Source organism: Ignavibacteria bacterium (assembly GCA_015709655.1).
Classification (GTDB): Bacteria; Bacteroidota; Ignavibacteria; order Kapaibacteriales; family Kapaibacteriaceae; genus OLB6.
This window is the reverse complement of record CP054181.1, coordinates 2,132,487-2,156,507: the sequence shown is the minus strand read 5'-3', so window position 1 is coordinate 2,156,507 and position 24,021 is coordinate 2,132,487. Positions and strand designations below refer to the sequence as shown.

23 protein-coding genes are annotated in these 24,021 nt (G+C 52.0%); 13 read left to right on the top strand and 10 right to left on the bottom strand.

Annotated elements, in window-relative coordinates:
* Positions 1-392 precede the first annotated feature (392 nt).
* The gene (locus tag HRU79_08645; protein ID QOJ26713.1) at positions 393-1,121 is read right to left on the bottom strand and encodes an SIMPL domain-containing protein; all 729 of its coding nucleotides are present in this window, start codon (positions 1,119-1,121) and stop codon (positions 393-395) included.
* A gap of 153 nt (positions 1,122-1,274) precedes the next feature.
* Between HRU79_08645 and HRU79_08640 the strand changes: the two genes are divergently transcribed.
* Genes HRU79_08640 through HRU79_08630 form a run of 3 tightly spaced genes read left to right on the top strand, consistent with a single transcriptional unit; the run spans position 1,275 to position 5,190 of the window.
* Positions 1,275-2,756 carry a glycogen/starch synthase gene (locus tag HRU79_08640; GenBank protein QOJ26712.1) on the top strand — a complete coding sequence of 494 codons (1,482 nt, stop codon included), beginning with the start codon at positions 1,275-1,277 and terminating at the stop codon, positions 2,754-2,756.
* A gap of 2 nt (positions 2,757-2,758) precedes the next feature.
* A complete protein-coding gene (locus tag HRU79_08635) occupies positions 2,759-3,964 on the top strand; it encodes a hypothetical protein (protein ID QOJ26711.1) in 1,206 nt (401 codons plus the stop codon).
* Between the two features lie 26 nt (positions 3,965-3,990).
* The gene (locus HRU79_08630; protein QOJ26710.1) at positions 3,991-5,190 is read left to right on the top strand and encodes a hypothetical protein; all 1,200 of its coding nucleotides are present in this window, start codon (positions 3,991-3,993) and stop codon (positions 5,188-5,190) included.
* Here HRU79_08630 and rfaE2 read toward each other — a convergent pair.
* Both rfaE2 and HRU79_08620 read right to left on the bottom strand, forming a co-directional pair.
* On the bottom strand, positions 5,168-5,635 hold the full coding sequence (gene rfaE2, locus HRU79_08625) for a D-glycero-beta-D-manno-heptose 1-phosphate adenylyltransferase (protein ID QOJ26709.1): 468 nt from the start codon (positions 5,633-5,635) through the stop codon (positions 5,168-5,170). The genes HRU79_08630 and rfaE2 overlap by 23 nt on opposite strands.
* The gene (locus HRU79_08620) at positions 5,632-6,648 is read right to left on the bottom strand and encodes a bifunctional hydroxymethylpyrimidine kinase/phosphomethylpyrimidine kinase (protein QOJ26708.1); all 1,017 of its coding nucleotides are present in this window, start codon (positions 6,646-6,648) and stop codon (positions 5,632-5,634) included. The genes rfaE2 and HRU79_08620 overlap by 4 nt, the downstream gene beginning before the upstream one ends.
* Positions 6,649-6,951: 303 nt before the next feature.
* Between HRU79_08620 and folB the strand changes: the two genes are divergently transcribed.
* Genes folB through HRU79_08600 form a run of 4 tightly spaced genes read left to right on the top strand, consistent with a single transcriptional unit; the run spans position 6,952 to position 10,635 of the window.
* On the top strand, positions 6,952-7,335 hold the full coding sequence (gene folB, locus HRU79_08615) for a dihydroneopterin aldolase (protein QOJ26707.1): 384 nt from the start codon (positions 6,952-6,954) through the stop codon (positions 7,333-7,335).
* Positions 7,332-7,853 (top strand): 2-amino-4-hydroxy-6-hydroxymethyldihydropteridine diphosphokinase, encoded by a 522-nt coding sequence (gene folK, locus HRU79_08610; protein ID QOJ26706.1) that lies wholly within the window; start codon positions 7,332-7,334, stop codon positions 7,851-7,853. Before folB ends, folK begins: the two co-directional genes overlap by 4 nt.
* Complete coding sequence (gene dnaG, locus HRU79_08605; GenBank protein ID QOJ26705.1) at positions 7,784-9,754, top strand: DNA primase; 1,971 nt, start codon at positions 7,784-7,786, stop codon at positions 9,752-9,754. The genes folK and dnaG overlap by 70 nt, the downstream gene beginning before the upstream one ends.
* The gene (locus HRU79_08600) at positions 9,721-10,635 is read left to right on the top strand and encodes a hypothetical protein (GenBank protein ID QOJ26704.1); all 915 of its coding nucleotides are present in this window, start codon (positions 9,721-9,723) and stop codon (positions 10,633-10,635) included. The genes dnaG and HRU79_08600 overlap by 34 nt, the downstream gene beginning before the upstream one ends.
* Here HRU79_08600 and HRU79_08595 read toward each other — a convergent pair.
* Positions 10,578-11,846: an S-adenosylmethionine:tRNA ribosyltransferase-isomerase gene (locus HRU79_08595; protein ID QOJ26703.1), complete on the bottom strand. Its 1,269-nt coding sequence runs from the start codon at positions 11,844-11,846 to the stop codon at positions 10,578-10,580. The genes HRU79_08600 and HRU79_08595 overlap by 58 nt on opposite strands.
* A 74-nt stretch (positions 11,847-11,920) precedes the next feature.
* Here HRU79_08595 and sppA point away from each other — a divergent pair, with 74 nt between their 5' ends.
* From sppA to HRU79_08565, 6 genes are read left to right on the top strand one after another with little or no spacing between them, the layout of a single operon-like run.
* On the top strand, positions 11,921-13,894 hold the full coding sequence (gene sppA / locus HRU79_08590; GenBank protein QOJ26702.1) for a signal peptide peptidase SppA: 1,974 nt from the start codon (positions 11,921-11,923) through the stop codon (positions 13,892-13,894).
* A gap of 11 nt (positions 13,895-13,905) precedes the next feature.
* Positions 13,906-14,241 (top strand): NADPH-dependent 7-cyano-7-deazaguanine reductase QueF, encoded by a 336-nt coding sequence (queF, locus tag HRU79_08585; protein ID QOJ26701.1) that lies wholly within the window; start codon positions 13,906-13,908, stop codon positions 14,239-14,241.
* A 5-nt stretch (positions 14,242-14,246) separates the two neighbouring features.
* The gene (locus HRU79_08580) at positions 14,247-14,669 is read left to right on the top strand and encodes a 6-carboxytetrahydropterin synthase (protein QOJ26700.1); all 423 of its coding nucleotides are present in this window, start codon (positions 14,247-14,249) and stop codon (positions 14,667-14,669) included.
* A 55-nt stretch (positions 14,670-14,724) separates the two neighbouring features.
* The gene (locus HRU79_08575; GenBank protein QOJ26699.1) at positions 14,725-16,185 is read left to right on the top strand and encodes a glutamate--tRNA ligase; all 1,461 of its coding nucleotides are present in this window, start codon (positions 14,725-14,727) and stop codon (positions 16,183-16,185) included.
* Positions 16,182-16,658, top strand: coding sequence for a hypothetical protein (locus HRU79_08570; GenBank protein ID QOJ26698.1), 477 nt, complete (start codon positions 16,182-16,184; stop codon positions 16,656-16,658). The genes HRU79_08575 and HRU79_08570 overlap by 4 nt, the downstream gene beginning before the upstream one ends.
* 31 nt (positions 16,659-16,689) lie before the next feature.
* On the top strand, positions 16,690-18,132 hold the full coding sequence (locus HRU79_08565; GenBank protein QOJ26697.1) for a sigma-54-dependent Fis family transcriptional regulator: 1,443 nt from the start codon (positions 16,690-16,692) through the stop codon (positions 18,130-18,132).
* Positions 18,133-18,168: 36 nt separating this feature from the next.
* Here the strand turns inward: HRU79_08565 and folP are convergent, their stop codons facing one another.
* The 6 genes from folP to HRU79_08535 are packed head-to-tail and all read right to left on the bottom strand — an operon-like array spanning position 18,169 to position 23,873.
* Positions 18,169-18,957 (bottom strand): dihydropteroate synthase, encoded by a 789-nt coding sequence (gene folP / locus HRU79_08560; GenBank protein ID QOJ26696.1) that lies wholly within the window; start codon positions 18,955-18,957, stop codon positions 18,169-18,171.
* Between the two features lie 12 nt (positions 18,958-18,969).
* Entirely contained in the window at positions 18,970-19,848 is an 879-nt protein-coding gene (locus HRU79_08555) for a 4-hydroxy-tetrahydrodipicolinate synthase (GenBank protein ID QOJ26695.1), read from the bottom strand.
* On the bottom strand, positions 19,845-20,741 hold the full coding sequence (locus HRU79_08550; protein ID QOJ26694.1) for a DUF58 domain-containing protein: 897 nt from the start codon (positions 20,739-20,741) through the stop codon (positions 19,845-19,847). The genes HRU79_08555 and HRU79_08550 overlap by 4 nt, the downstream gene beginning before the upstream one ends.
* Positions 20,742-20,783: 42 nt before the next feature.
* A complete protein-coding gene (locus HRU79_08545) occupies positions 20,784-21,476 on the bottom strand; it encodes a response regulator transcription factor (GenBank protein ID QOJ26693.1) in 693 nt (230 codons plus the stop codon).
* Between the two features lie 25 nt (positions 21,477-21,501).
* Complete coding sequence (locus tag HRU79_08540; protein QOJ26692.1) at positions 21,502-23,451, bottom strand: NAD(+) synthase; 1,950 nt, start codon at positions 23,449-23,451, stop codon at positions 21,502-21,504.
* Positions 23,451-23,873: a hypothetical protein gene (locus HRU79_08535; protein ID QOJ26691.1), complete on the bottom strand. Its 423-nt coding sequence runs from the start codon at positions 23,871-23,873 to the stop codon at positions 23,451-23,453. The genes HRU79_08540 and HRU79_08535 overlap by 1 nt, the downstream gene beginning before the upstream one ends.
* Positions 23,874-24,021: the final 148 nt, after the last annotated feature.

The window sequence follows — 24,021 nt, the reverse complement described above, 5'->3', positions numbered from 1 at the left end:
TAAAAAAAGGGCCCGACTCGCGTCACACCCTTTTCCCAAAACGCAGTACTGTGCGTGAGGGATCACAAACATAGGTGATTTGGGGGAACTGACAAAATAAAAGTCAGGAAAAAAACGAAGAAAAAAAACCAACAGTCAGATTGAGTCCAGAGAAAGGACAATAGAAGGGGCTCAGGGCGTGGGGTAATGGTTGCAGATACACGTGGCCTTGAGAACTCAAGGCTGCTGCTTGGCCGGTATTGACGTTGCCCCAGCAATGATGATGCTCGTCTTGCGCTTGTTCGCTAGCTGCTGCTTGGCAAGTATTGATGTTGCCTCAGCAATAATGCACTGATATTCGAACGATTCTCGTGCCGCACGAAACCAAAGCCCCTTACAAAACCAGCAGGGGTTTAGCGGACACCAAATTCCATGCGGACGGTGATACTGGCGGTCTTGAGTTTGTCGGACGTGTTAAAGGCACCGCCCCAGGTGTACTCTTCATCGCTGTTCTGGGCAGTAATCTGGAAGATGCCCATTTCGGCACGCTGCAGTCCGCCTAACGATCCGCCACCGTTCCTAGCGATGGCTTCGGCACGAATCTGTCCATCGGCAGAGGCTCTGGAGAGCAGGTCGATTTTTAAGTCTCCCAGCTTGGTGTAATAATACCGGGGGGCCTGCGATGTAAGCTCCATGCCCCGGTTTAAAAGTTCGGTGATTTCGCGACTGACTTTTTCTACTTTTTCAATGTCCTTGCTCTCCACCGTTATTCGCTGTACCAGACGGTACCCGTCAAACTCATCGGTATATCGGTTGTTCACATACACCGAGCGGTAGGTTTTTGAGATGTTAATGGCTTCGATGGTGACTTCGCTGTCCTTGATTCCATGGTTGTCGAGATATGCCTTAACTTCAGTTGCATCGTTCTTAATCAGCGGGTAGGCTTCCTGGATCTGAAATGCCTTGCGCTCGATGGCGGCTTCCCACACAATAAGATCACTCATGAAATCCTTCTGGGCCATTCCGGTAACCTTGATCTTTTCCATCATAGGATGAGTGCGCTCCCATGCCGTACTTACAAACCAGGCGGCTACAATAACGGCAACACCAACGGCGATGCTGCTCAAGAGCTTCGTTTCCATACTCAACCTTCAGAGTTCGTTGCTGTAATGCAGACAGTACGGTTACCTGTACTGACTACGAAACTTTAAAGATAGAGTGCAGCAAACAGGTTTACAAGCCTATTGTGGTATTTTTGCAGCATCTATACCAAAATTTGACTGAGTGATCTGCCTATGTCTAAGTTTATTTCTGTTCTCATGGTAACACCCGAGGTGTACCCGTTTTTAAAGACTTCCGAACTGGCAGATTTGTGTTACGCCCATGCCCTTGGCTCCAGAGAGGTTGGCCACGACCTTCGTATTATGGCTCCTAAATACGGTTTTATCTCCGAGCGCAAAAACCGGATTCATGATATCAACCGGCTTAAAGATCTGCCCATCACGATCGGTTCAAAAACTTCTCTCGCAACCGTTAAGTCAAGTTCGATTAACAACCCGCGCGTGAAAGTACAGGCCTATATCACCACAAATTCAGACCTGCTGGATGCCAATAAAGGGGTGCTGGTTGATAACACCACAGGGAAAGCTTTTTCAAATAACGATGAACGGTTTATCTTTTTTAACCGTACCGTGGTGGAAACATGCTTACTTCTGGGCTGGTTCCCGGATGTAATTCAGTGCGTGGGCTGGCAAACAGCTCTGCTGCCGGCATACCTGCGGACAATGTATGCCGAGGAATTTAAAAACACCAGGATTATTCAAACCATCGTCAACTTCGAAGAACAGGGCGTTTTTGGTCTGAAAGCAATAACGAAATCCGGTCTGCCCGACAAGGCTGTCAAAATTCTTAAATACAAGGAAAAGGCTAACTTCCTCAGAGCAGGTATTGCCTTTGCCGATGCCGTTACCACCTTGTCACCAGAATACGCAGCCGAGGTGTCGGCTACCAAGGAATGGCAGTCTTCATGGGCACCGCTGCTTAAAAAAGGTACGCAACTTGTTGGAATTCCGCACGGCGTTGACAAAATGCAGTGGAATCCGAAAACCGATCCGTTCCTGCGCTCAAAATTCGATGTAAATCAGAAACAAAACAAGATCCGCATCCACGAACAGCTGCAACGCGCTGCCGGACTCAAGGTGCAGGGCAATTCCATCGTGGCATCATTTATCGGCCCGCTTACAAAGGCCAATGGCTGCGAAATCCTTGCTGCCGCCATCCCCGACCTTGTCAAAGAGGGCATTCAGGTTCTGGTTGCTACCGATGTTCCAACGGGGCTGAGTAAGACGTTTGAGGCTCTCGTAAAAAAATATCCGGGCATGGTGAGCATTAAACATGCTATCGATGAAGAGTTTCTGCATAACTGCATCGCAGGATCCACATTGCTGCTTAAGCCATCGGTTCATGAGGCAAGCGGTCAGTTTCAGCGCTGCGCTCTGCTCTACGGTACTGTGCCGGTAGTACGGAAAACAGGTGGGCTTGCCCATGGGATGACGGATGTTGATGCTTCAGCCGAGCCCTCCGGAAATGCCATCCTGTTTGAAAAAGCAACGGCAGCAGCCTTAACCGAAGCGGTCCTGAAGGCTGCATCACTCTATGCCAATCCGAACACCTGGGATATAATCGTAACTCATGCCATGAATACCGATGTGCGGTGGACGCTGTCGGCCCTACCGTACGACGAGTTCTACCGCAACCTGGTAAAGGATACTAAATAAACGTGTTTTCACTGAGCAACCTATGTCTGAGAGCAGTCTTCATCGGCTGCATCCTCGGTTCGATTCCTGCATGCAACGAACTGCCAACCGATCTGGGCTCCGATATTATTCCGGGTACCGATTCCATCTTTTCCCTTGCGTCTGACTCTGCTGGCGGACTCCTCACAAGCAAGGGTACGCATACAGAACGGCAGCCACTATACAATACGCCCTACCTGCTGTTTGGAAAAACCAAGGATACCGAGGCTCGATTATTCATCGAATTTATAAACTATCCTGCAGTAAAAGATCCGTCAGAATGGGACGTTGTCGAGAGCAGCCTGGAAATGTACCCGCAGCGTTACTGCCTGGGCGATACAACATCGAGTACCTTTCAGGTCCGCGGCTACAACATCACGCAAAGCTGGTCGAGTCAGATTACGTGGGACAGTGTATGGGCGGCTGATGGCTCTACGCCTTACTACAATGCCGCCGGTACTCCGGTATGCGATGCGGTTGGAACTGTTACCCACACCGACTCGGTTGTTCGCATCCCCTTCAACAACGATGAAACAAAGCGCTGGCTGGTTGTCGGTGCAGACTCCGCCCGCCGTAAGCAGGAACTATTTGGCATCGTTCTGCTGTGTCCAACCGTAAGCTCAATCCGCCAGTTTAGAAATTTCGACGGTTCAGTTCAGAAAATGCTGTTGCGTGTTGTTACAAAACATCGTGATAGTACAAGTCCCGACACACTGTTCCTTATGAGTTCGGTGGCTGGATTCGTGAACTCCCCGGCTGCTTCTGAAAACGAAATGGTTATCCAGGGGGCACGCGTCCATTCAACACAGTTCGGCATTAATGTTAATGGTGTACCCGAGCATTCTGTTGTGGTGGGCGCCACATTCAGGGTCTCACTCAATATGGCGCAAAGCGTTGTAGGCAACGAGGGCCCTGATGAAATTTTGGAACTCCGGTACACACCAGCTAACGGACGACAGTTGCGTTTTCAAACCCGGATTACATCGGCAAACGAATACGTTTTCCCAAATATCTCCGCCATTATTCAGCACCTGCGTGCCAATGGAGGAAGCGGAACCATCGAATTACTTCCCGCCGACTCGTATGTAACGTGGCGTACCAATCGTTTAGTACTCCATTCGTTAACCGACCCCGAGGGCGGCAAACCCAAACTCACGATTCTCTACACTGTTCCGACAATGCTCCGGTGATATTCCGACTAATAATATTTTTTAGCTTGCTTCTGCCGGCCTCTGTGTTTGCTCAGGGAGGCAGTACGTACAGTTTTCTGGGTATTGGGGATCGCAGAACAGGTGTTGGTGCGCAATACGATGCAATGGCAGGGACGGCCATTGCCGTACCGTCACCGTACGGCATCAACACCGTAAATCCTGCAATGCTGGGATTTTCAGCCACAACACGACTACAGGCGGGATACCGTTTCAATCAATCATACTCAACCTCGGGAACTGCGTCACTGGCACAGAACAACGGTAATCTGGACGGTATCGTTGCTTTGTTTGCCATCGACACCGGATATGGTCTTGGTGTTTCGCTGGGTCTGCTTCCCTACTCCAGGGTTAACTACCTGCTTAGCCGCACGATTGCCACCAGTGTTGAAGGACAGCAGGTGTATGGCACGAGTGAGCAACAGGGGCAGGGCGGAGTTAGCCAGTTGCAGGTGGGTACGTCGGTCCGCATTCTCCCGTCACTACGCATGGGACTCCAGGTATCGGGCCTTTTTGGCATCATCACCTATTCCGACAAGCTCCGTTTGGATGGTGTATATTCCGAGATTCTCACCAACAATACGCTTGATCTTCGGGGGTTGCTCTTTAAAGGTGGGGTGTATTGTGATGTAACCCGATCAGTCAGTGTGGGTGCCATTCTTGGCTCGGGCACACCTGCGTCGGTAACTACTTCGCGAAGTGTGGCGGGGAATGCATCGGGTGATGTGTTTTATGATTCAACAATCACAACCAAGGCTGAGTCGCCATTGCCACTGCAGACCGGCGTTGGTATCTCTGTAAAAACCAACTCAGGCATCGTTGGTGCCGAAGTGCGCACCGAGGATTTTTCGGCCACAACCATACCCAACGATTCACGCAGTGCCTACACCTCGTCACTTCGGGGCAGCATTGCCTACGCCAATTTTAGCTCAGAGAATCCTGCACTGCCTTTTCGTGAACGTATAGGCTGGTATGCCGGCATTGCAGCCGAGAAACTGTATGTAACATACAATGGAGGCACCCTGCTTGAATACACAGCATCGGGAGGGATCAGCTTTCCCCTGGGCGGCAACGCCATGCTTGATGCCGGTATCGCGGCAGGCATGCGGCAACCACAGGATGTAGGCAGCATTACTGAATACTTCTGCCGGCTTACAGTTAGTGCCAGCATCGGCGAAACCTGGTTCAAGCCTTTTGCACGCGATTAATAATACCGGTTGTTGACCGGCCTTCAAGTAGCGGGATCAGCACAACGGTGCCTCCGGCCTGTTCCACAATATCAGCACCAACAACGGTTTCTCGCGAATAGTCAGCCCCTTTCACCAAAACATGTGGTAGCAGTACGCTGATAAGCTCCAGGGGAGTATCCGTATCAAAGGGAACAACATGATCTACACAGCGCAGGGCCTGCAGTACCGTCAGCCTGTCGGCAAGGCAGTTTACCGGTCGGTCTGGCCCCTTTAATCGCCCAACACTGTCATCGGTATTCACACCAACAATCAGTACCGTCCCCAGATCACGTGCACGTTGCAAATAGGTAACGTGTCCGGCATGCAGAATATCAAACACGCCGTTAGTAAACACGATACGCGCACCGTTCTCTCGCAGTGCCTTGCCTAATGCGGCGAGCTCTCCATGGGAATTTACAGTCATGAGTGTTCTGACCGATAGCGGTGGTTTTCGTAAACAGCCTGCAACAGCATTTCGGTGGTGATGGCAACGATACCCGGTTGTGAAACAACAACGCCGGCGGCAAGATTTGCTACGGCTGCCGCTTCCTTAATTGTGGCACCGCCGGCATTCATTACGGCAAGTGTTGCAATCGTTGTATCACCGGCACCCGACACATCGGCAACGTACTGTGCCATTGTTGGTACTGAGCTTACCACACCTCCGGGTTCAAAGAGCATCATGCCTTCCGCACCAAGGGTAATCAGAACATTTTCACAGTGAATCTGCTCCTGCAGAATGGTGCCTGCCCTGATCACATCCGCCTGGGTGGTAAGTTCAAATCGTACCAGGTCCGATGCTTCTTTTCGGTTTGGTTTAAACACATACACGCCGGTATAGGCCGATGTAGTACGCCGCTTTGGATCAACAAACACCGGAATTGAATTCTCAAACGCAAATGTGTTCACGGCCGCAATCAGATTGTCACTTAAAAATCCTTTGTCGTAGTCTTCCAGTACAATGCCTGCCAGGTGCGGGCGGGAAGCCAGACGCTGAAGGATGGGCTCGATAACGGTGGCGGGGACCTCCGATCGTACCTCGGTATCCAAACGAAGGAGCTGCTGGTTGTTGCCGATGACGCGTGTTTTAACCGTGGTGGGACGGTTGTCCACTTCAATGATGCAGTCAGGATCCATGCCTTCGGCCTGGGCAATGTCTCGCAGCATCCTGCCTTCCGAATCGCTGCCTACAACGCCGAACAATACTGCATTATACTTCAGTCCGCGAATGTTGGCTGCAACGTTGGCAGCCCCCCCCAGGTGATACGAGCTGCGCTCCAGATCTACTACGGGGACAGGTGCTTCTGGTGAAACCCGATGTACTGTTCCCCAGTAATACTTGTCAAGCATCACATCACCCAATACTGCAATCTCGGACTGCGAATCATGCGCCGTCTCCAAAATTGCCTGAACCCTGTCAACCGTTACTTTATCCACATTATTACCCTGATTGCAAAAAATCGATGTGTTTTCGGGCACCGTTCCCCCGAAAGGTGTCTGAACAACATAAGCAAAATACGGCTGGGCCAAACAATCAAAAAAACCTTGTAGATTGCTGCCTCGGTACACGCAGTTCAGGCGGCGGTAGTCCATGCAGCAGGCAGGCGGTTGCTCCACACCATGGTATGGGGTTTGGTTTCTCAAAACCCGTGCACGGCTCTACGCCTGATACAGCCGTACCGGCAACCATCGTTTAGTTTCAGTTAATAACTCTTTCTCTCACACAACCGTAACTGTTTTATGCATTCTCTCGCCCGCAGTACCCGACTCACCCTTTCGAACATCGAATACTATGGCTACCATGGAGTGTATGCCGAGGAGCGACGTCAGGGAGCACGCTACCAGGTGGATTGTGAACTTGAATATGATGCCACCAAGGCGGTGGTGAGCGACGATTTAAGTGATGCCCTGAACTACGAAGAAGTGCTCTTCAGGATTAATGAGCACATGAACAGCGAACCGTGTGACCTGCTTGAAACACTGGCGTTCGACATTGCGGCTTCGGTCCTTGAGTCGTTTTCAAACGTTCACTCCTGCACCATCCGCGTCCGTAAACTCCATATTCCGCTGCAACAGATCATGGACTACGTTGAAGCCGAGATCACCGTTCGCCGCTCATCATGAAAACCTACAGCGTACTGTTAAACCTTGGCAGCAACATCCCGCCTGCCTTTACCCGTATTCGTGATGCCGCACAGCTCATTGCCTTCACGGCGCTCTACAACTGCGTTGCGTCGGCAGCCTACCATACTCCCCCATGGGGATATGAGCACCAGGATCCGTTTATAAACATTGCTATTACCGGAATCAGTACGATGTCGCCCCCGGAACTCCATAAACACCTGAAGGAAATCGAGATACGACAGGGAAGGATTGACAGGGGGCTTTGGCAGGCGCGGGAGATTGATATTGACATCATCCTGATGGATTCAGAAATCATCGAAACACCTGCGCTTTCCATCCCACATCCCCGGTTTCGGAACCGTAGATTTGTACTTCAACCGTCGGCCGACATTGCGGCCGGCTGGCGTGATCCGGTTAGCGGGCACACCATTGCGGAACTGCTGGCGGCGTGTACCGATCCGGCAGTCATAACCCGCGAAACCACACCGGTTCTTTTGGAACAACGGAGTCTGCCATAGCTATCATACCCGACTATATTGTTGAACAGATCCGGGAACAGGTTAACATCGTTGAAACCATCCGGCCACACGTACACCTGGTGCAACGTGGCAGAAACTACGTTGGACTGTGCCCGTTCCATAAGGAGAAAACACCGTCATTCAATGTCAGCGAAGAACGCAATCTGTTCAAATGCTTTGGTTGCGGCAGGAGCGGTGATTCCATTGCCTTTATTCAGGAACACCTGCACCTTGATTTTGTCGAGGCGGTACGCCATATCGCCACATCACTGGGAATCAGTATCCCCGAAAACGTGAGCGCCGAAGAGGTTGCCAATGCCGGTAAACGCGAGGCCGTACTCAAGGTGCTTGCCGAGGCGGTAGAGTTCTACCATGGAGTGCTGTATTCCAGCGATGGCGCACCCGCCCAGAATTTTTATAAAATTCGCAATCTTCTGCCCGAAACCATCGAACAGTTTTCGTTAGGTGCATCACCGGCAGCATGGGATATTGCAACAACATACATGCAGCAACATGGCTTTACCGTGGACCTCCTGGTGGAAGCCGGAATTTCGGTGCAGAATGAGGACGGGAGGGTGTATGACCGGTTTCGTGGACGGGCGATGTTCCCGATCAGAGATCATCTGGGACGTGCGGTTGGATTTAGCGGACGAACACTATCGGCAGACCCGACAACGGCTAAATACATCAACTCGCCGCAAAGCATTGTTTTTGATAAAGGACGGATTCTGTACGGGCTTGACAAGGCCAGAAAGCCCATTGCTGAACGCGGTATGGCACTCTTGGTCGAAGGTCAGGTTGACGTGATTGCAATGCACCAGGCAGGCTTCACTCACTGCGTGGCCACTTCGGGAACGGCCGTTACACCTGATCACGTTAGAATGATAAAGAAATATGCCGGCACCATGGTGCTGGTGTACGATGCCGATGATGCAGGCCGGAAGGCAATGCAGCGGGCAATCGGACTGGCGCTTCCGGAGGGGATGCATGTGCGGTGTGCTACCCTGCCCACTGGGGCCGATCCTGATAGTTTTCTGCGTGAGCACGGAAATAAAAAAATGGAGGACCTGATTGATAATGCCCCGTCGTGGATGCACTACCTGGTAGAGTTCTACGCATCGAATACTGTGAGTGACAACCCGGTGCAGCAAGGAAGGGTTCTCCGCTCGCTCCTTACCCTGATACGCTCTATCCCTGATGCGCTGCAACACCCGTTTCACGTACGGGAACTTGCCGGTCTCTTCCATCTGCCCGAGGAAACCCTCCTGGCCGAACTCGCCGGAACTAAACAACCGGAGAAACCAATGCAGCAACCGCAAACGGCTCGCACCCCACGTTCACCGGTGCCAACGGCCGGGAAGCCGCAGCCTCCGGAAATTCTGCCCGCAGAGCGTGCACTTCTCACAGCGGCACTGACCATTGAAAACGGTCTCACGGATTTGCTCAATGCATTTAACTGTACCGACGAAACATTTATCTCGCCTATGGCGCAAGCCGTGTACCGGCGAATTGTGGTATGCTCCGACGATTATCCGGATTTCCGACAGCATTTGCGTGAATCGGCCATCACCAACAGTGCCGAAGACAAGATTATCCAATCCATCCTGTCGGCCACCGGCGAACCAAGCTCCAAGTGGTCTTCCTTCGATGTGGATATTCCCGAGAAAGAAACAGCCCGATTTCTGCGCGATGCCATCGGTACGATGCAGGTGTACAAAATCGACGCTGAGATTAGGGCGCTGAAGGAACAGACTACTGTTGCGCAGACGGAATCCGACAGGAAGGTTATTTTGCACTCGATCAGTAAGCTGCTTCAGCAGCGTTTTGAAATTATCACTGCCATTCAGAATAACACCGGCTCCGCTCTATGGCCAGACGCAGATTCCGCCTCGGTATCGTAGCGGCATGCATTGTGCTTGCTGCCATCCTGTGGGGCTTTGTTACGCTTACACGGTATTACGAAACCGACGTCAGGGTGCCACTGCTGGTTGAGCCCCCTCCCAACCATGCTCTGCTCAGCACCATCCCCGAGGAAATCATCGTGCGCGTGCGAGGTACCGGGCTGCAGATATTAAACTTACTGTATTTATCGCAAACGGCAGAGTGCTCGATTAACCTGAGAGAGGTGCAGGGTACATCGCAGGGTGTGTACACGATTGAACGCGATCAGTTTATCCGTGGCATTTCATCGCCTGAGGCTGTTCGGATATTGAATATCTGGCCGGCAACGGTGGTTATTGCAACCGGTGATGTGTTCGAGAAAACCGTACCGGTACGCCTGACAACCAGTATTGCTCCGCGCAGCGGATTTACGATTGTTGGCCAACCCACGGCCGAGCCCACATCTGTTGTGTTGCGCGGCACCAGGTCAGTTGTTGAGGGTCTGAACGAATGGCCCTCCTTAAAGTACTCTGCAGAAGATGCGTACGGTCCGATCGACGATGTTGTAGGCATGAGCGATTCGCTCAAGACGCTTCTCAATGTTGTACCACCGCGGGTACGGGTTCATGCAGATATTCAGCAGCTTGTAACGGTAACGATCGCCGACATTCCGGTCACCGTCACCGGAAGCCCGGGTGCCCTTGTCATCCCGTCGCGGTTTGCCGTAACCGTCCGTACCGGTGTAAACGAAGCAGCATTGCTCAGTCCGTCCGATTTCCGTGTGCTTGTGTCACCCGATCCATCCGGCTACGCTCATACAATGGCTATTGTGCCGCAGAATGTTCAGCTTGTTGGTGTATCACCGCGCTGGGTTCGTACAATCAGCATGGCATCGCCGTAACTCAGAAAACGATATTGGTGACGGATGGCTTCCGCGTACGCATCTCTCCATAACGGTCCCATCACATCGGCAACAAGCAGCAACAGCGAGCTTGAGGGCAGGTGGAAATTGGTGAACAATCCATCGGTTAGCCGAACCGGTGCTCCCGGTGCAAGCATCAGGGCAGTGGTTGCGTGCAGGCAATCAAGGGCATTAGCCTGCATGAACTCCTGTATTGCCGCCAAACTATCGGCCGCCGAATATTTATACAATTTTTTATCAAATGCGATAAACTGCGGAATGGTCGGCTCTGCATCAGTGAAGTTCACCCTGCCTTCACGCAGCATGCATCCCAGCCAGTGCACGCTCTCGATTGTACGCAACGAAGTGGTCCCCACGGCTACGACCGGCATACCGTTCGCAACAGCCGAGGCCAGCCCCTGAAGCGTTTCAGCATCAAGACTGATGCGCTCGGTGTGCATGATATGATTGCGTGCATCATCTGCCTGTACCGGCATGAACGTACCCATGCCTACATGCAGCGTACTGAACAGCACCGAATTCCCGCCAACGCGTAACCGCCTTAGAATATCCTCCGTGAAGTGCAGTCCTGCTGTAGGTGCCGCAACACTGCCATCGGCATGCGCATACACCGTTTGGTACCGCTCTGCGTCGGCACCCGTATCAGCACGCTTGATATACGGAGGCAACGGAACACTCCCCGCATGGTCCAGGATTTCTGAAAGGGGCTTTGGCTCAGCCGGCAGAATTCTAACATGGGCTTGCATCCCATAACGGTGCAGTACCCGGATGCTCAGGAGCCCTGACGGGTGTGTGAGCACCATTGACTCATGGATATTTCTGCCACCAATCATCGCTGACCAATCGGACTGACCCCGGGCGGCAAGAACCACCTGGGGATCGGTTGAGGGTATGAGAGGCTCATGCAGAAGCACCTCGGCATGTCCGCCGGTAGGCTTCTGCATCCGAAGCCGGGCACGAACAACCCGTGAGTTATTAAAAACAATGGCCGCTCTACCCAGGTAAGCAGCCAGCAGATCCGGGAATTCACGAATACTGCGGTGCTCATATCTGCCGTTGGGCAAGCACACCAGCAAGCGTGACGCATCGCGCACGGCTTGTGGCACCTGAGCAATTAAATCCTCAGGCAAATCATATCGGTATTCGTCCATCAACAACGAAAAAGCCGGTTTATCGTTATAACAATCCATAATTTTGCACCACTATACACCTGCAGAACTGCGATGATTAACATGGATCGCAGTCACACAACCGGAGAACAACTATGCAAGATACCGTACCGCCCTCACACGAAATGTCATCACACGGCTCCGGCCACCTTCCTCCGCCGCCGCTATCGGCCACCAGAAAAAAAACCCGCTGGTGGATACCGGTAGTTGTAATCGTCGGCTTATTTGTTGCGATTCTCGGCGCAATAGTAATCGGAATTATGATATTCGTTGCAAGCCTTGGAAGTATGGCTGACTTTGGAGGATCGGGAAAATCGAAAACGATCCACAGCAATACGGTGCTGCTTCTTAACCTTCGCAACGGCGTGGAAGAATACAGTCAGACAACACCATTCTCGTTTGATGGCTCCGGACAGCCTGCCGACCTGCTGTCCTTGCTGAATGCTATCAGGGATGCAAAGGATGACGATAAGATTGCCGGCATCCTTATCGAAGCAGGAGGTATCACCGGCACTACCAAGCTTGCCGAATTGCGCGAGGCACTTGCCGATTTTAAAACATCAAAGAAGTTTATTTATGCCTATCTGGAGAACGCCTCACGTCAGCAATACCTGCTGGCAACCGTAGCCGACAGTATTTTCATGCACCAGGAAGGTATTCTTGAGTTTAATACCATGGGCACCACGGGAATGTTTTTTAAACGTCTCAGCACCTCACTGGGCGTTGACTGGCATGTTGAACAGTTCGAAGAGTACAAATCGGCCGCCGAACAGCCCAGCCGCGAGAACTGGTCGGAACCTGCAAAACGCGAACTGCGTGCTATTATCGAACAACGTCAGCGCTCGTTTGTGAATACCGTGGCTTCGGCCCGCAGCATGGATACCACCGCCGTGCTTTCACTCATGAATACCGGCGTATTTATTCCGGATTCAGCACTGAAGTATAAACTTATTGATGGTCTGTCGAGAAGTGAAGACATTCGTGAACACATCGCACGGATTGTTGATCCTTCCGACACCACCAGGCATCCCAAACTCCGCACCCGCACCCTTGCCGATTATGCAAACCGAGACGCTTCTGGCGATCACACCGGCACGGATGACGGTATTGCAATCGTCTATGCCTCGGGGCCCATCTCCTCTGGCTCCAACAGCGGAATGAATGCAGGCATTTATTCAAAGTCTCTGATTAAGCAGCTCCGAAAAGCGGCCGAGAACAAAAACGTAAAGGGAATTCTGCTTCGCATCGATAGTCCAGGGGGCTCAGCACTTGCTTCGGACGAAATTTGGGAAGCAATACGGGACATCAGAAAAACGAAACCGGTTTATGCATCGATGAGTGACGTTGCCGCCTCCGGCGGTTATTACATTGCCATGGCATGCGATACCATTATCGCCCACCCCTCCACAATCACCGGAAGTATTGGCGTGATCATGGCGATTCCAAACATTTCGGGGACTCTTGGCAAAATCGGTATTACGGTTGACACCATTTCGCTCGGTGCGTCATCGCAGTTTATGAACGGTGCACTACCCCTTAACCCTGCAGACAAAGTGCAGTTGCGCGCATTTGGAGCCGGTGTGTACCACCGGTTTGTTGATCGTGTTGCCCAAGCCCGGCACAAGGAATTCGAGGAAACCAGAGCGCTGGCCAAGGGAAGAGTATGGACCGGTACCGATGCACACAGGAACGGTCTGATTGATGCCGTAGGGGGCTTGTACACAAGCCTGGACATGCTCAAAAAGCGGATCGGCGTTGAAGCCGGTAAGAAAGTAAAAATTTATATCTACCCCGAAAAAGTTGAGTTCATACAGGCACTGCTGAAGGCGTTTAACATTGGCGGTGCTGACGATGATGACGAAACGTCGGCCGCTGCTCCCAAACTGCTCACCCGCATGGTGCAGCACCTTGCCGGCACTAACACCGTTGCACAGGAAGTGTGGAAGTCACTATCGCCCGCACTGCAGCAGCAAATCAGGCACATGGCATCCATCGGTGCAATTGCCGCTCAGGGGAACAATGAGAACGTCATGCTTATGATGCCCGACCCGATTCCCTATTTACCGTAAATTTGTCGTCTATGGAACTTGACGTCTTCCCAAATCCGAATCCGGACCGTGATTATGTCATCACGCATGCAAATCCGGAGTTCACCTCGATGTGTCCGAAAACCGGACTGCCGGACTTTGGTACCGTAACGGTGGAATACATTCCCGACGCGGTATGTGTAGAGCTGAAATCTCTGAAATACTACTACCTGGAGTACCGCAATCAGGGCATTTTTTACGAAGCAGTTACCAATAAAATTCTGGATGATCTGGTTGCTGCATGTAAACCCCGGTGGATGAAGGTAACAACGGAGTGGACAACCCGTGGCGGACTGCACAGTATTATCCAGGTAGAACATACTGCCTGACCCCGATGCTTACCACAATTTCAAAACGGTTTCGCTGGGAGATGGGCCACCGCCTGCCTAACCATCCGGGCTTGTGCCGGAACATCCACGGACACAGCTACGCCATGGAAGTCAGGCTTGCCGGCATACCGAATGAAAACGGTATGGTGATGGACTATTTTGACCTCACCGAACTCGTGCGCCCGCTTATCGAGCAGTTGGATCACTGCTTCATCATCAATGCAGCCGATGCTGAACTGCTCATGTTTTTACAGCACCACGGCATGAAAACCGTTGTTGTTGACTTTGCTACGACGGCCGAGAACCTGGCAGAATACGCTCTCCGGTTTGTTGTTAACGCACTGCCACAGTCACACGCCATACAGCACGTTACTGTGAGCATTCACGAGACCGAAAAAACATCCGCCCGCGTGGAACTGCAGCTGTAAGCTGTGTACTGCGGACATCTCTTATAGCAATTTTATTTACGAATAATCCCCAATAATGACACGCGTACGTTTTGCACCCTCACCTACCGGTTTCCTTCATATCGGCTCGCTTCGCACCGCACTGTACAACTACCTGTTTGCCCGGCATACCGGTGGCGTGTGCATCCTCCGTGTGGAAGATACTGACAGGACCCGGCTTGTGGAGGGCGCAATTGAAGAACAGACCGCATCGCTTGAGTGGGCCGGCATTACCTTTGACGAAGGACCCCATGTTGGAGGCAACTACGGACCCTACGTTCAGAGCGAACGCTTCCACATCTATCGCGAGTATGCCGGGAAGCTGCTAGATTCCGAAAAAGCATACTACGCCTTTGATACTGCCGAAGAACTGGATGCTATGCGGCAGCGTCAGCAAAATGCCGGCATAGCCCCACGGTATGACCGCAGCACCATGCGAAACCAGTTTACGCTAGGCCCGGCTGAAACCAAACGACTTCTGGAAAGCGGTGCCCATCACGTTGTACGCTTATTTGTACCCCTCCACCACGAGGTCCGCTTTCACGATTTGGTGCGCGGCGACATGGTGATTAACTCACGCGAAGTTGATGACCAGATCCTGCTTAAAAGCGACGGCTTCCCCACCTATCACCTTGCTAATGTTGTTGACGACCATTTGATGGCCATCACCCACGTGATACGCGCAGAAGAATGGCTGCCCTCTACTCCAAAGCATGTGCTGCTGTACCAGGCCTTTGGCTGGGACATGCCCGCCTTTGCACACGTGCCGCTCATGCTTGATTCACAGCGTAAAAAACTCAGCAAACGCTTTGGTGCCGTTATGGTTCAGGAATTCCGCGACCAGGGATACTTCCCCGAAGCTTTGATTAACTACGTGGCATTATGCGGATGGAACCCAGGTACTGAACAGGAAGTGTTCTCCATGGAAGACCTGATACGCCAGTTCTCACTGGATCGGGTAAGTAAGAGTGGCGCCATTTTCGACTACCAAAAACTACAGTGGATGAACGGACAGTACCTAACCGGTAAAGACCCTCGTGCACTTGCCGACGCTATTAAACCTGCTCTGGATGCCCGCGGTTATTTGCATACAGATATCAGTTTTGTTACGAACGTCACTGAACTCCTGCGGAGCAGAATTCATTTTTTAAACGAACTTGCCGACTTTGGCGATTACTTCTTCACTGACGCACTCAGGGAGTTTGACGCCGAAACAGCAGCAACGCTGACCACCGATGCAGCACTGGTAACAGCATGCCGGTACCTGACAGAGAACCTGACGCCGGACACACTTGCCAGCGCCGACGCGTTTAAAACGCTCATCGGCAACGCGGCAGACCAGGCAGGCACCAAGGCCGGGAAACTGATGAAGCCATTACGCCTGATTATTACCCGCCATCCTGTTGGTGCCGAGATGTACGATACATGCGCACTTCTTGGCTCCGACCGTATTGTACGCAGACTATCGGATTTCTTACTGTTGGCGAAAACATCATGAACTATCAGATAACAGTAACAAGGGGGCTTTGGTTATTGCTCATGACGCTGGTTTGTGCCTGTTCAACGGTTCACAGACCATCGGCTTACGCACCCTGCATTTCCGAACAACAGCGGTCACTCAGCGTACGGTGGGGCGAAGATGACGCAGCCAACCGGCAGAGTTTCTGGTACAAGCTGGATGCACGCGGACAGTTGTTCAGGACGTCCGTTCGCGGTACTGACACTACTGATTCGTATCTTACGGCCATTGATCACGGAATCTACTGTACCGCCGTAGCCGACGTCAGCGCATCATTCATAAAAGTTCAGGCATTGCACAGTGGTGGAACCCGATCACGGTATATTGAGTATGCAAACCCTGCAACCGGCGTATTTTTACGTGCTGTCTGGAATCCCGAACTGCAGACTTTTCAAAGCAGAGAGATGCGGGTTCGGTATGACTCGTTAATGAAACTGGTTCCGAACGAATAACAACACCATAGCGAAAGCCCCCTACCATACCATGCATGTATTGATTGTTGACGATAACAGAGACTTTTGCAGTACCCTTGCCGATGTAGTATCCACGCAGGGGTGGAATCCTGATGTGTGCTTTAGTCCGGAATCAGCCCTTACACGCCTGGAAAATGATGCATCAAAGGTCAGCCTGATGCTGCTGGATATCGAGTTCGGCAGCGAGAGCTCATTGTCGGGTCTTGACGTTCTGGAATATAGCATCCGCAATTACCCCTCTGTACCAATCATAATGATTTCCGGCAAGGGTACTATTGAATCCGCAGTCCGCGCTACCAAGCTGGGTGCTATTAACTTTATTGATAAGAGCACGCTAAACAATGACAGGCTGGTAGGTATCCTTACCAGCGCTATGGAGCGTTTACGGGCAGACCAGAGCAACGATGAGCTCCGGAAAATCATGGAGGCTCATGGTATCGTTGGCTGTAGTACAGCCATGATGGATGTTGCCGACAAGGTCTTACGTTACGGCCGTACGGGCCTCAACGTGCTGGTAACCGGTGAAACCGGTACTGGCAAAAAACTGGTTGCACAGGCCCTGCATGCCGTCAGTCGGCGTTCCAAGCATCCCTTCATCACAGTTGACATCCCAAACATCCCGCGCGACCTGTTTCAGAGCGAGCTGTTTGGTCACGTACGTGGTGCATTTTCCGGTGCCATGGAAAACAAGCGGGGGTTGTTTCACCAGGCCCACAAGGGAACTCTGTTTTTTGATGAAATTGGCGACATGCCCATGAACCTGCAGGCCAACCTGTTGCTCCCGCTTGAGCAGAAGGCTGTCCGCCGCGTTGGTTCGGTTGAGACCGAGGAGGTTGATATCCGGTTTGTCAGCGCTACTGACCGCGACCTTATCGCGTCGATGGCCGACGGACGATTCCGGGACCAACTGTATCACCGACTACGGGAGTGCGAAATATACATCCCGGCACTCCGGGAGCGCACTGATGATATTCCGCTGATTGTTGACCACTACCTGCAAAAACACAACAAGGAGATGGAGGACAAAAAAACTATTGCGCCTGCGGCAATGGAGTATCTTGCCGAATATCAGTGGCCGGGCAACGTCCGCGAACTGGCAAGCGTCCTTCGGGTTGCATTACAGACACTCGCTACCGATCAGTTAGAGGTTACGGATCTGCACCGGATTTTATCACGGGTACCATCGGCTGCTGTTCCATCGTCCGCCGCCATGCATGCGTCCAAGCCGGCTGGGAATGGCACTACGCCGCAGCCGCATACAACAGAGGCTCTCTCCAGCGATCTTGGGCTGAAAGATGATCTGGCCCGGATGGACCAGCTGAAGGTTGAACGCACACTGGAGAAAACAAACGGCAACGTCAGCAAGGCTGCGGCAATCCTTGGCGTCAGCAGAGAAACACTGCATAATAAAATTCGCAAGTACGGTATCGACGTGCAGAAGTACCGTGCCTGAAACAGGCACACGTTCTGTAGGACAGATCGTCCCGGGTTAGGAATTCACACCACGTAACGCTGACCGAATTTGCAGCAGCGCCCGCAGGTTTTGTACGTTATGAACGCGGGCGATGGTGACCGGTGCATCAATCAGGAGGGCATGCAGCACTGCTGTTGCCGGATCGCGGTCAGCCCCATGCTCTATACCGGTAATCTCGCCGATAAAACGCTTTCTGCTGATGCCCAGTACAATGGGAGCAACGTCCGAAAGCCTGTGAAGGTTACGAAGCAACTCAAGATTGTGTGCAGTGGTTTTACCAAAACCAATACCCGGGTCAACATAAACCGGCGATCCGGTATCACCAAGTTCACGTATCCTGCTCACCAGGAAGTTACTAACTTCTGAGACAACATTGATGTAGAACGGATTCTGTTGCATTGTGCGCGGTACGCCCTGCATGTGCATCATGATGTACGGAACACTCAGCTTCCTGATGAGTGAAAACATTGCTGTATCGCCCTGACCGGCAGTAACATCGTTTACCATCGTAGCCCCGGCAGCAACCGCTTCTGCAGCAACTTCAGCCTTGTAGGTGTCAATCGAAATTGGAATGTGGGGGTTGAATTCACGGATTCTGGCAATCACCGGGACAATGCGCTGGACTTCTTCAGCAACCGGGAGCGGAAGAGCTCCGGGGCGTGTGCTCTCACCTCCAACGTCAACAATATCAGCGCCATCGGCAATAAGTTGCATGGCATGACTAACGGCAAGATCGGTAGTGGCGTACTTACCGCCGTCACTAAACGAATCAGTGGTTACATTCACGATGCCCATGATTTTCATGCACAACTCCTGTTAGTCAGGCAACGAATCCCACAGTGCGTCAATACGACCAGTGGTAGCAGCAGACGGTGGTACCAGCGGCAAACGATACGTTAGCGAAACCCCATACTTGCGATGCATGATGTACTTCACCGGAATGGGATTGCTTTCAAGGAAGTTCGCCGTGTACCACGGTATCAGTTGTTTTTGAATACGCTGTGCAGAGCTGAAATTACCGGCGAGTGCGTTGTTCACCAACCGTCCAAACGTAACCGGCGCATAATTGCTGATAACGGCAATCACGCCTGAGCCCCCTACACCAATAATCGGCAGCGTAAGGTCATCATCGCCGGCAAGCACGCTAACATGCTCCGGGACCTGAGCAGCAAGTCTGGAAATCTGGGAGAGATTGGCGCTGGCTTCCTTGGACCCAATAACCAGGGGAACGGCATCCATAACGGCAAGCTGGACGTCCACACCAAGGTTGGTAGCCGTCCGGCCGGGCACATTATACAAAATCTGAGGCAGGGGGCATGCATCGGCAATTGCGGAATGGTGTGCTACCACACCGGCAGGGGTTGGTTTGTTATAATATGGCGTTACAATCAGCAGTGCCGCCACACCGGCTTCAGCAGCCTGCCTGGAGGCCTGAACCGAATCGGCCGTGTTGTTGGAGCCGCTGCCTGCGATTACCGGTACACGTCCGGCCGACACCTCAACAGCCGTACGCCACAGCGTTGCTTTTTCTGCGGTCGTGAGTGTGGCAGCTTCACCGGTTGATCCGGTAACAACCAATCCGTTAACACCAGCAGCAATCTGCTGCTCCGTTAGCATAGTAAATTTTTCTACATCCAGACTGCCATCAGCGGTAAATGGGGTAATGACGGCAGTGTACAGCCCTTGAAGTTTCATATCCGTTTTGCTCGTTTCACGATGTACTCACGCAATGCTACATCGAAAGGTTTGTTCGTTGTAATGCGAATGTAATCAACATTCAGTGCCCTGCATCCCTTCTTTATGTCGGCACAAAAATCCTGAACCGCCTTTTGGTAACTGTTCCGGAGTTGCAGCGGGTGGGTGGGCAGCTCCTGTCCGGTTTCCATGTCCTTGAACACTGCAGATGATTGAAAGTCGAAATCCACTTCGCGTGGATCCAGCACATGCATGACCAGAACCTCATTCTTGTTATGCCGGAAGTGTCGGAGTGCCTTAAAAATCTCTTCTTTCTCATCGAACAGATCACTAATCAGCACCACCAGCCCCCTCCGCGTGAGCCGCTCTGCCAGCGAGTTCAGCGCGGCAGCAGTTCCGGTTGTGTTATGTGGCGTGGCAGCCTCGAGAGCCCGTATCAACTCACTGATATATGACTTCTTGCTGCGCGAGGGCAGGTACTGCTCTACAGTGTTCGTGTATAGGGTAAGGCCGGCAGCGTCACGCTGCTGAAGGATTAAGTAGCTGAGTGCCGCGGCAAGATAGCTGCCGTAGGTAAACTTAGACAAGTTCCCGGGTGCTGCATACCCCATACTGGCACTGCAGTCAAGAGCGATCATGCACCGAAGATTGGTTTCATCCTCGTACTGTTTAACGTAGAAGCGGTCACTGCGACCATAGATTTTCCAGTCAATATGCTTTAACTCGTCGCCCGGGCGGTATTGGCGGTGTTCGGAAAACTCGGCAGAGAAACCATGGAACGGGCTGCGATGCAGGCCTGTAATGAAGCCTTCAACAACCAGCCGGGCACGCAGTTCCATACTACCCAGCTTGGCCACTACATCGGGGTTCAGGTATTGGCTAACGGTTTCCATCTGTGGTATTTCCTAATACAGGAATAAGGTGCCGACCTAGACTTACTCCTCGGGGAGTTCAACCTTTGAGTCGAAATAGGTTGAATGCAGTAATGCAAACCGCACCAGCCCTGCCGTGTTATTAACGCCAAGTTTATCCATAATCCGCGCACGGTGAGTTTCAACGGTTCGCGGACTAATATACAATTTTTTAGCAATTTCCTGACTGGTGTGTCCCTTAGCCACCAGCGATACAATCTGTTCTTCACGTTTTGTTAAACTAACAGCGGGCTTACCTTCACTGCCTGATGCTTCTTCGGGCGACTGAATTTCGCCGTCGAGCATATTTAAAATCCTGCGGCTGAACACCCGTTGTCCCTGCAACACACTTCTAATTGCAGAGATAAGCTCCGGTGCCGATACATCCTTCGTCAGATACCCATCGGCCCCCGTGTACAGCGCCTGATGAACGGCATTGGAATCGTCAACCGAACTCAGCATGATTACATGACATTTATGACTGTCGTTCTTAATTGCCTTTGCGGCATCAATACCGGTTGATTCCGGCATATACACATCCAGCAGGACCACATCAGGTTTTGCAGCACGAACTTCCTCAATTGCCTGGTTGCCATTCGAGGCCTCGGCAACGACTTCAATCTCCGGGGCACTTGCAAGAAGCCGTCGTATTCCCAGACGTGAAATTTCATGGTCGTCGGCAATGACCATCCGTATGGTTCGTGTTGTGTTACTCATAAGAATCCGTGGGTCAGTCTAATCCTTAGGGCAAAAATACAATACAGCGTGAAAGCTCACTAACCCACAGCTCGGCCGATGTATCGCTGGGCATGCGCCAGTCGGTTCGTGGTGAGAGCGACACCGGACCAATTTTGATACCATCCGGAGAACAGTTCCGTTTAAACTGATTGGCAAAGAACCGACGCAGAAATATCATAAACCAGTCGTGCAGTTGCTGCGCATTGTACAGCCCCTTAAAAACAATGCATGCAAGGTAGTAGGTGTTGGTTACCGGACGCTGGAGCCCGACAAAATGGTAGAGGAAGAAATCGTGAACGGCGTATGGACCCAGAATTTCTTCGGTGTGCTGTGTTGCTGTGGCAGTGCCGGTAGCCGGTAACAGTTCGGGCGACACCGGGGTTTGCAGGATATCGCGTAGCACCGTGGCCAGTTGTGGATCTCCGGTTTCGGCCCACCATTCAACCATTGTACGAATAACGCTCTTGGGGATACCGCTGTTAACGTGATACATTGCCATGTGATCGGCATTAAACGTAGCCCAGCCCAGTGCAATCTCGCTCAGGTCAGCCGTACCTACTACGATTCCGTTTACCTGATTTGCAACGTCCATCAGGATTTGAGTACGTTCCCGTGCCTGTGCATTTTCGAAAACAACATCATGAATATCGGCATCATGTCCGATATCGCTAAAATGTTGGTGTACTGCCGTATCAATCGGAATCGAGCGTAATGTAATGCCCAGTACCTGGGCCAGCAGATCCGCATTGGTACGGGTACGGTGGGTGGTGCCCGGACCCGGCATTGTTATGGCCAGAACAGCACCGGTATCCAGACCAAGCTGCTGTACCGCCTTCACGCATACAAGTAAGGCAAGTGTACTATCCAGTCCGCCCGACACCCCAATAACCAGCTTTTTCGCGCCAGCCCGCTTCATGCGTACGGCAAGCCCTGTTGCCTGTATTGCGCTGATTTCTGCACAGTACTGCGAAACAGGCTCGGACAGAAACGGGTTTTGGGAAGGGGGCTGAAGCAATGCGGAGGGCACGGTGAACGGACGTCCGTCATACACCATACGGTGCATAGGCTGACCGGAATGCTGGTAAAACGTTCCCGAGTGGCGGCGCAGACACAGCAAACGTTCAACATCGATATCGGCAACAAGTATGGCCGATGCCATTGACAGCGGCTCGGTCTCGGCGACTACATCACCGCCGGCAGCAATGATGCAGTGGGCACTGTACACGGTATCGGTTGTACTTTCCCACGGGCCTGCAGAGGCATAAATGTACCCCGTAAGCGTACGGCGGCTATGCTCAGTGACAACCGCCCGCCGTTTATTGGTCTTACCGGCCAACTGATTACTTGCCGAAAGATTAAGGAGCAGCGTTGCGCCCTGTCTGGCAAGCCGGCCTCCGGGCGGCTCAACCGCCCACAAATCCTCACAGATTTCAACTCCAAATACAACGTCGGAATTCTCTGTATCGGAAAACAGCAGGTCTGTACCAAAGGGTACCGGCACCCCCGCCAGCGATACTGAACTTCCGGCAATGGTATGTCCGGATGCAAACCAGCGCTGCTCGTAATACTCACCCGACGTAGCCAGATAGGTTTTAGGAACAACGCCCAGCACCCTGCCCCCGCCAATGACGGCAGCGCAGTTATACAAACGTCCCCCGTGCATGCATGGGAAGCCAACCACAAATACACCGTTAACGGTGCGGCTCCAGCCTGCCAGTGTGACAACGGCATCCCTGGCAGCCGATAAAACAGTAGCCGACCTGAAAAGGTCGGCTACCGAATAACCTGTGACCGAAAGCTCCGGAAACACAACAATGGATGAGCCACGGTTGAGAGCTTGGACTACACTTTTTTGAATTTCTGCAATATTGTAATCAATACCACAGACGTCAAGCACCGGAGAACACGCTGCTACTCTGCACCAACCGGTTAGCACAGTAGAATCGGTGCTCATTAACCCCAGCCAAGAGCCTGTACAAGTGGCTTATACAGCTTTTCGCTTCCACCCTTGCCAAACGTATTGGATTCAATTTTACCAAGCTGTTTGGCAGCATTCTTAAGTGTGGCTGCACCTGACTTTGTCAGCTTTACTGACCATGCACGCGAATCTACCGGGTGAACACGACGCTCGATGAACTTGTTTTCTTCAAGTGTGCGGATATTTTTTGACACAAGCATGGCGTCGGCGCCTACCAAACGGCCAACCGCTGCTTGTGTTACGTGCTCTTGGGTCTCGCTAATGATTTGCACACCGCTCAGCAACAGGTACTGTGTTGTTGAAAGCTTAAGAGGGGTTAAAACTTCATGAGCCTGGTTATGCCATCTGAATGCGAGGCTGGCAAGAGCAACTCCGGTATTAACTGATGATTCTGCCATAGCAAATAACTAATTGTGAAACAAAACTGTACTAATAGATACTCAAATCTACGAGATTTTTTTCTAATTATAAACAGGTTTCCTAATGCACAATAAAAAACGGGATACACGTCACAGACCAACCTCATTTATAAATTTCACACCAAAA

Excerpts from the sequence above, each read along its gene's own strand:
- HRU79_08645 (QOJ26713.1), bottom strand. The coding sequence starts at position 1,121 with ATGGAAACGAAGCTCTTGAGCAGCATCGCCGTTGGTGTTGCCGTTATT.
- HRU79_08640 (QOJ26712.1), top strand. The coding sequence starts at position 1,275 with ATGTCTAAGTTTATTTCTGTTCTCATGGTAACACCCGAGGTGTACCCG.
- rfaE2 (QOJ26709.1), bottom strand. The coding sequence starts at position 5,635 with ATGACTGTAAATTCCCATGGAGAGCTCGCCGCATTAGGCAAGGCACTG.
- folB (QOJ26707.1), top strand. The coding sequence starts at position 6,952 with ATGCATTCTCTCGCCCGCAGTACCCGACTCACCCTTTCGAACATCGAA.
- folK (QOJ26706.1), top strand. The coding sequence starts at position 7,332 with ATGAAAACCTACAGCGTACTGTTAAACCTTGGCAGCAACATCCCGCCT.
- HRU79_08600 (QOJ26704.1), top strand. The coding sequence starts at position 9,721 with ATGGCCAGACGCAGATTCCGCCTCGGTATCGTAGCGGCATGCATTGTG.
- HRU79_08595 (QOJ26703.1), bottom strand. The coding sequence starts at position 11,846 with ATGGATTGTTATAACGATAAACCGGCTTTTTCGTTGTTGATGGACGAA.
- sppA (QOJ26702.1), top strand. The coding sequence starts at position 11,921 with ATGCAAGATACCGTACCGCCCTCACACGAAATGTCATCACACGGCTCC.
- queF (QOJ26701.1), top strand. The coding sequence starts at position 13,906 with ATGGAACTTGACGTCTTCCCAAATCCGAATCCGGACCGTGATTATGTC.
- HRU79_08580 (QOJ26700.1), top strand. The coding sequence starts at position 14,247 with ATGCTTACCACAATTTCAAAACGGTTTCGCTGGGAGATGGGCCACCGC.
- HRU79_08575 (QOJ26699.1), top strand. The coding sequence starts at position 14,725 with ATGACACGCGTACGTTTTGCACCCTCACCTACCGGTTTCCTTCATATC.
- HRU79_08570 (QOJ26698.1), top strand. The coding sequence starts at position 16,182 with ATGAACTATCAGATAACAGTAACAAGGGGGCTTTGGTTATTGCTCATG.
- HRU79_08565 (QOJ26697.1), top strand. The coding sequence starts at position 16,690 with ATGCATGTATTGATTGTTGACGATAACAGAGACTTTTGCAGTACCCTT.
- folP (QOJ26696.1), bottom strand. The coding sequence starts at position 18,957 with ATGAAAATCATGGGCATCGTGAATGTAACCACTGATTCGTTTAGTGAC.
- HRU79_08555 (QOJ26695.1), bottom strand. The coding sequence starts at position 19,848 with ATGAAACTTCAAGGGCTGTACACTGCCGTCATTACCCCATTTACCGCT.
- HRU79_08550 (QOJ26694.1), bottom strand. The coding sequence starts at position 20,741 with ATGGAAACCGTTAGCCAATACCTGAACCCCGATGTAGTGGCCAAGCTG.
- HRU79_08545 (QOJ26693.1), bottom strand. The coding sequence starts at position 21,476 with ATGAGTAACACAACACGAACCATACGGATGGTCATTGCCGACGACCAT.
- HRU79_08540 (QOJ26692.1), bottom strand. The coding sequence starts at position 23,451 with ATGAGCACCGATTCTACTGTGCTAACCGGTTGGTGCAGAGTAGCAGCG.
- HRU79_08535 (QOJ26691.1), bottom strand. The coding sequence starts at position 23,873 with ATGGCAGAATCATCAGTTAATACCGGAGTTGCTCTTGCCAGCCTCGCA.